Source organism: Pseudolabrys sp., from assembly GCF_050250095.1.
In the GTDB taxonomy this organism is placed as follows: Bacteria; Pseudomonadota; Alphaproteobacteria; order Rhizobiales; family Xanthobacteraceae; genus Pseudolabrys.
This window is the reverse complement of sequence record NZ_JBFWPH010000007.1, coordinates 196,836-203,265: the sequence shown is the minus strand read 5'-3', so window position 1 is coordinate 203,265 and position 6,430 is coordinate 196,836. Positions and strand designations below refer to the sequence as shown.

7 protein-coding genes are annotated in these 6,430 nt (G+C 64.9%); 2 read left to right on the top strand and 5 right to left on the bottom strand.

All coding sequences use genetic code 11. The annotated features are described in order from the left end of the window. Positions 1–71: 71 nt before the first annotated feature. Positions 72–278 (top strand): JAB domain-containing protein, encoded by a 207-nt coding sequence (locus AB7F10_RS18790; RefSeq protein ID WP_428564803.1) that lies wholly within the window; start codon positions 72–74, stop codon positions 276–278. 18 nt (positions 279–296) lie between these two features. On the opposite strand, the gene AB7F10_RS18785 is transcribed toward AB7F10_RS18790, so the two are convergent. From AB7F10_RS18785 to AB7F10_RS18775, 3 genes are read right to left on the bottom strand one after another with little or no spacing between them, the layout of a single operon-like run. Further along, positions 297–992, bottom strand: a complete 696-nt coding sequence (locus AB7F10_RS18785; protein ID WP_428564800.1) for a glutathione S-transferase N-terminal domain-containing protein — start codon at positions 990–992, stop codon at positions 297–299. A 32-nt stretch (positions 993–1,024) separates the two neighbouring features. Then, entirely contained in the window at positions 1,025–1,711 is a 687-nt protein-coding gene (locus tag AB7F10_RS18780) for an AprI/Inh family metalloprotease inhibitor (RefSeq protein ID WP_428564788.1), read from the bottom strand. Positions 1,712–1,718: 7 nt separating this feature from the next. Beyond that, entirely contained in the window at positions 1,719–2,699 is a 981-nt protein-coding gene (locus AB7F10_RS18775; RefSeq protein ID WP_428564785.1) for a 2-hydroxyacid dehydrogenase, read from the bottom strand. Positions 2,700–2,900: 201 nt separating this feature from the next. Between AB7F10_RS18775 and AB7F10_RS18770 the strand changes: the two genes are divergently transcribed. Next, complete coding sequence (locus tag AB7F10_RS18770) at positions 2,901–3,536, top strand: methyltransferase family protein (protein WP_428564782.1); 636 nt, start codon at positions 2,901–2,903, stop codon at positions 3,534–3,536. Positions 3,537–3,542: 6 nt separating this feature from the next. On the opposite strand, the gene AB7F10_RS18765 is transcribed toward AB7F10_RS18770, so the two are convergent. After that, entirely contained in the window at positions 3,543–4,895 is a 1,353-nt protein-coding gene (locus AB7F10_RS18765; RefSeq protein ID WP_428564779.1) for a dihydrolipoamide acetyltransferase family protein, read from the bottom strand. 21 nt (positions 4,896–4,916) lie between these two features. Then, on the bottom strand, positions 4,917–6,392 hold the full coding sequence (locus AB7F10_RS18760; RefSeq protein ID WP_428564776.1) for an NAD-dependent succinate-semialdehyde dehydrogenase: 1,476 nt from the start codon (positions 6,390–6,392) through the stop codon (positions 4,917–4,919). Between the last annotated feature and the right edge of the window lie 38 nt (positions 6,393–6,430).

The following is a 6,430-nucleotide window of genomic DNA, read 5'->3' as shown; positions in this document are numbered from 1 at the left end:
CTAGCCGTGATGATCACGATTGCTCATGAGGAACATACCCCACTTCACGGCACCAGTGGCGAACGACATCGATAATTTCTATGCAATATCAGCATCATAAACGACACACTTGCATGCTCCACAACCACCCGTCGGGCGACCCGACGCCTTCGCGCGCCGACATCCAGATGACCAAATCGATCGTCGAGGTCGCGCTACCGCTCGGCATCTCCGTGCATGACCACATCATCGTCGGCAAGGAAGGCCATGCGAGCTTCAAAGGCTTGAAGCTGATCTGACTCTCTCGGACAGACTCGCTAGGCCGCCGTCACTTGCAGCCCGCGCTGAACCGCCGGACGCGCGAGGCCGCGGTCAAGCCACGCCTGCACACGACGAAAGCGATCGAAGCCGACGAGTTCGCGCGCCTCGTAAAAGCCGATGAGGTTGCGCACCCAACCGAGCAGCGAGATATCGGCAATGCTATAGTCGGGGCCCATCACCCAGTCGCGGCCCGCGAGCCGTTCGTCCAGAACGCCGAGCAATCGCGCCGATTCGGCTGCGTAGCGGTCGCGCGGGCGCTTGTCCTCATAAGTCTTGCCGGCGAATTTGTTGAAGAAACCGACCTGGCCGAACATCGGCCCGACTCCGCCCATCTGCCACATCACCCACTGGATCGTTTCATAGCGGGTGTTCGGATCGGCCGAGATCAACTGGCTCGTCTTGTCGGCAAGATAGAGGAGGATCGCGCCCGATTCGAACAGCGCGAGCGGCGTGCCGCTCGGCCCGTCCGGGTCGTAGATTGCGGGAATTTTGCCGTTGGGGTTGAGCGCTAGAAAGGCCGCGTCGTGGCTTTCATTCGCCATGATGTCGATCCGGTGCGGCTCGTAAGCGAGGCCAGTCTCCTCGAGCATGATGCCGACCTTCACCCCATTGGGCGTCGGGGTGGAAAAGAGTTGCAGCCGGTCGGGAAACTGCGCCGGCCAACGCGTGAAGATCGGATGATTGAGTGTCACTTTTCTCTCCTGGGTGAGCAGGCCGAGTCGCTCTACTGCTTCACCAACGTGTAGGGATTGGGCGCTTCCGGCACCCGGCTCCATGTTTTGCTGTCGTCTTCCTCGAAACGCCAGGGATTGCCGCGCTCGGGCCGCAGCATCAGTTCGTCGCGATCGACGCGCCAACGGCCGAAGTTCAGCCGCGCGACAGCCGGGTCGCAGCCAGGCTTCACGGTCAGCGTATATTCGTCCTCGACCGGCGTCATCGTCAGGGACAGACCGCACAGCGCCTTGCCGCCACGCATCAGCGCCCAGTCGCCGGCAAGCTGTTCCGCCGCCGGCGCAGCCGCCGTTGTGGCGGCGTCGGGTTGCTGGAGAAACAGCACGCCATAACCCGGCACCGGCGCCTCGAAGATGCCGGACTCCACCTCGCTGAATTCGATCAGCGACTTGCCGGCGGCATCGAGCAGGTTCAGGAGGTCATTGTCGGGGAAGGTCCAACTCGCGATGTCCTTGACCTGCGCATATACCGCCGCGCATTTGTCGTCGAACTCGACGCGGAAACCCTTGCCGGCACGATCCGCCTTGAAGGTGACGGTGCAGATCGCCTGCCGGTCGGCGGTCGAGAACTCCCAGGAGCCGATCAGTTCCTTGGCGCTTTCGCCGAGTGCCGCCTGTGCGAAAGCCGGCCCGGTTGCGAGCAGCGATAGAGCAAGCGCGGCGATCCCGATGCGCGGCATGGGCGTTTTACTTCTTTTTCGGCGGCCACGGCGTCTCGGCGACCGGCGTCAGCGGCGGCTTGCCGGACGCCCAGTTGATCAGGTTGTCGACCACGAGTTGATCCATCGCCGCCCGCGTCGCTTCGCTTGCCGAGCCGAGATGCGGAAACAGCACGATGTGATCCATCTCCATCAGCTCCTTCGGAACCTCCGGCTCCTTGACGAAGACGTCGAGACCGGCGGAGTGGATCGTCTTGTTCTTCAACGCCTCGATCAGCGCCGGCTCGTCGACCACCGAACCGCGCGCCATGTTGATGAGAATGCCCTTGGGTCCAAGCGCCTTCAGCACCTCCGCATTGATGAGGTTCTTCGTCGCCGCCCCGCCCGGCACGATCACCATCAGCGTGTCGACGTCGCGCGCCATGTCGACGAGCTTGGGATAGTACTTGTAGGAGACGCCGGCCTGCGGATTGCGGCTGTGATAGACGATCGGAACACCGAACGCCTCGAGGCGCGTCGCGATTGCCTTGCCGATGCGGCCCATGCCGACGATGCCGACGGTGCGATCCCGCAGCGTCGCCTTGCTCAAGGGATAGCCGGCGGCCGGCCACTTGCCGGCACGGACATAGCGGTCAGCCTGCGGGAACTCACGGATCGTGCACAGCAAGAGGCCGAGCGCGGTGTCCGCGACCTCCTCGTTCAGCACTTCGGGCGTGTTGGTGACGATGATGCCGCGTTCGGCCGCCGCCTTGGCGTCGATATGATCGTAGCCGACACCGAAGCTCGAAATCTGTTCGAGCCTGGGGAATTTCTGCATGAAAGCGGCGTCGATCTTGTTCGCCGTATAGGCGACGGCGAGGCCACGAATCTTGTCGCCCACGGACTTGATGAAGGCGTCCCGGTCCTGGTGGTCGAACAGGACGTGCAGGTTCACATGCGGCGTCAGGCCGTTGACGATGACGGGCTTGCGCGCCCCTACAAGCAGGACATCCGGCTTCTCGCCAGCCATTTCAACGTCTCCTTCGGACCGTCATCAGACAATAAAATTTGCGGAAAACCGGCATGGATGCCGGTTCGCAGCGGCGCTGCCGTCACACTAGCGCAGTCGCCGCGACTTCGACATAGGCCCGCCCCCGGCCTGCCGTGGCCATCTTTTCGCTCAGATGTGATAACAAGCAGACGTCCTCGTCGCCACCGGTAGCCAGCCTCCATGACCGACCTCAGCCATCCCGACAACGCCGGCGCCGGCCCGTCGCAGACGGCACGCAAGACGATCCTGCTGGCCGCCGTCCTGCTCGGCATCGTCTTCCTGCTGTTCGGCGGCTCGCGGTGGGAGGATGGCGGCGCTATCCACGAAGGCATCGAATGGGCCGGGCTCGGCCTGATCGTGCTCTGCATTCTCGGGCGGACCTGGTGCTCGCTCTATATCGGCGGCCGCAAGAACCGTGAGCTTGCGCAATCCGGCCCCTATTCCGTGTCGCGCAATCCGCTCTATCTGTTCTCGATCATCGGCGCGGTCGGCATCGGCGCGCAGGTCGGCAGCATCGCGCTCGCGGCAGCAACCGGCTTCATCGCCTGGCTGGTGCTGCTGATGACGACGATGCGCGAAGAAGCCGCGCTGACGGTGAATTTCGGCGCGGTCTATCGCGACTACATGGCGCGGGTGCCGCGTTTCCTGCCTCGGCTGTCGCAATGGCGAGATACCGACACCATCGAAGTGCGGCCGCGGCTGGTGATGACGACCTTCCTCGACGCGCTGTTCTTCCTCGCCGCGATCCCGGTCGCGGAAGGCCTCGAATACCTGCACGACGCTGGTTGGCTGCCGACGCTGCTGATGCTGCCGTAAGGCAGACTAGACCAGGATCGTCACCGGCTTCTCAACCAGGCTCTTGAAGGTCGCGAGCAGTTCCGCGCCGAGCGCGCCGTCGACGACGCGGTGATCGCAGGACAGCGTCACTGTCATCTGGCTGATGAACTTCACAGAACCGTCTTCCGCCTCGACCGGCGCGCGGCGCGTGGTGCCGACCGCGAGGATGGTCGCATGCGGCGGATTGATGATCGCCGAGAACTCGCGCACGCCGTACATGCCGAGATTGGAGATCGCACTGGCGCCGCCCTGATATTCGGCCGGCATCAGCTTCTTGGCGCGCGCGCGCTCGGCGACATCGCGCATCTCGGCGGAAATGGCCGTCACGGCCTTGGTGTCGGCATTGCGGATCACCGGCGTCATCAGGCCGCCGTCGATCGCCACCGCGACGCCGATATCGGCATGCGCGAAACGCAGAATGCTGTCCTCCGCCCACACGGCGTTCGCCGCCGGCGTGCGGATGAGCGCCGCCGCCCAGGCTTTGATAATGAAATCGTTGAGCGACAGCTTGAAGGCCGGATTTCCGGAGGCATCCATCGGTGCCGCGGCATTGGCATCCTCGCGCATCGCCATCAGCCGGCCGATATCGAGATCGGTCGTCAGGTAGAAATGCGGGATGGTCTGCTTGGCCTCGACCAGCCGGCGCGCGATGGTCGAACGCATGCCGTCGAGCGGCACAACCTCGTGTTCGACGTTCTGGAACAGCGCCTTGATCTGCGCGGCGCTCGGACCGGCGGCGATGCCGCCGCCGCGCGCGGGCGCGGCCGTCTCGACGTCGCGCGCGACGACGCGGCCGTGCGGACCGGAACCCTTGAGCTGGGAAAGATCGATACCGCGCTCGGCGGCAAGGCGGCGCGCCAGCGGCGTGACATGGCCACCACCCGCCGTCCGCGCCCGGCCATAGTTCCGCTCGGGCGTGCGCACTTCGCGCCACGGCTGCATGTTGGGATAGGCGAAGTCGCGGGACTGCTGCGGGGCCGCGGCTACGACCGACATCGGCGCAGCCGGCGCTTTCGGCGCGGCGGCGGCAGGAGCCGGTGCGGGCTTCGCGGGCGCCGCCTTGGCAGCAGCAGGCTTCGGCGCGGGCGACGATGACGCGGCACCGCCGGCGCCGACGATCACCGCGACGACCTCGCCGACCTTGGCGGTCTCGCCGACCTGATAGCGGATTTCACCGAGCGTTCCGGCCTCGATCGCCGGCACCTCCATCGAGGTCTTGTCGGTCTCGATCTCGAACAGGTTGTCGCCCGGCGCCACAGCATCGCCGGACTGCTTGAACCACTTCGTGATCTTGCCCTCGGCGACCGTTTCGCCGAGTTGCGGCATCAGAACGTCCACGTACCCGCCCCTGTCTTCCGGTTACCAGCTCACCGAGACGTACTGCGTCTCGAGGAATTCCATCATGCCTTCATGCGCGCCTTCGCGGCCGATGCCGGACTGCTTCATGCCGCCGAACGGCGCAGCCGGATCCGAGACGAGGCCGCGATTGAGGCCGATCATGCCGAAGTCGAGCTTCTCGGAGACGCGCATGCCACGCGTCAGATCCTTCGTGTAGAGATAGGCGACGAGGCCGTATTCGGTGTCGTTGGCGCGCTTGATGACCTCGTCTTCCGCCTTGAAGGTCTGGATCGCCGCGACGGGGCCGAAAATTTCGTCGTTCAGCAGCGCAGCACTGTCCGGCACATTGTCGAGCACGGTCGCCGGATAGAAGAAGCCGGTGCCGCCCGGCGCCTTGCCGCCGGTGAGAACCTTGGCGCCCTTCTTCACGGCGTCTTCGACCAGCTCGATCACCTTGTCGCGGCCTTCGGCATTCACCAGCGGCCCGAGCGCCACGCCATCGTCGAGACCGTTGCCCATCTTGAGGCCGGACATCTTGGCGGTGAGCTTTTTCGCGAACTCGTCATGCACTTTCTCGTGCACATAGAAGCGGTTCGCCGCCGTGCAGGCCTCGCCCATGTTGCGCATCTTGGCGATCATCGCGCCGTCGATCGCGGCATCGATATCGGCGTCGTCGAACACGATGAAGGGTGCGTTGCCACCGAGTTCCATCGCGGACTTCACGACATTGTCGGCCGCCTCATGCAGCAGCTTGCGGCCGACTTCGGTGGAGCCGGTGAACGACACCACGCGTACGCGCGGATCGTGCAGCATGGTCGAGACGACCTTGCCGGACGAGCGCGACGGAATGACGTTGACGACGCCCGGCGGCACGCCGGCTTCTTCGAGGATCGGCATCAGCGCCAGCATGGTCAGCGGCGTGTCGGAAGCGGGCTTCAGCACCACCGGGCAACCGGCGGCGAGCGCCGGGCCGATCTTGCGGGTCGCCATCGCGGCCGGGAAATTCCACGGCGTCACCAGCACGCAGACGCCGGACGGCCGGTGCTGCGCAACGATGCGCGCGCCGGAGGCCGGCGCGACCGAAATCTGGCCGAGATTGCGCACGGCTTCTTCCGCGTACCAGCGGAAGAACTCGGCCGCGTAGGCGATCTCGCCGCGCGAGTCCGACAGCGCCTTGCCGTTTTCCAGTGTAATCAGCTTGGCGAAGCGTTCGGCGTCACGGATGGTCAGCTCGTAAGCCTTGCGGAGAATTTCGGCGCGCTCGCGCGGCTTGCGCGCGGCCCAGCCCGCGAAAGCGTTCTGCGCGGCATCGACCGCGGCCTTGGCGTCCTCGACGGTCGCACTCGCGACCGAGGCGATGACCTTTTCGGTCGCCGGATCGGTAACGTCGAAGCGCTGGTTGTCGGAAGACTTGCGCCATTTGCCGTCGATCCAGAGATCGGTCGGGACATTGGCGAGCAGGTTTTCGTACATGATGCGTACCTTTCGTCTCGTCATTCCGGGGCGCGCCGAAAGCGCGAACCCGGAATCCAGAT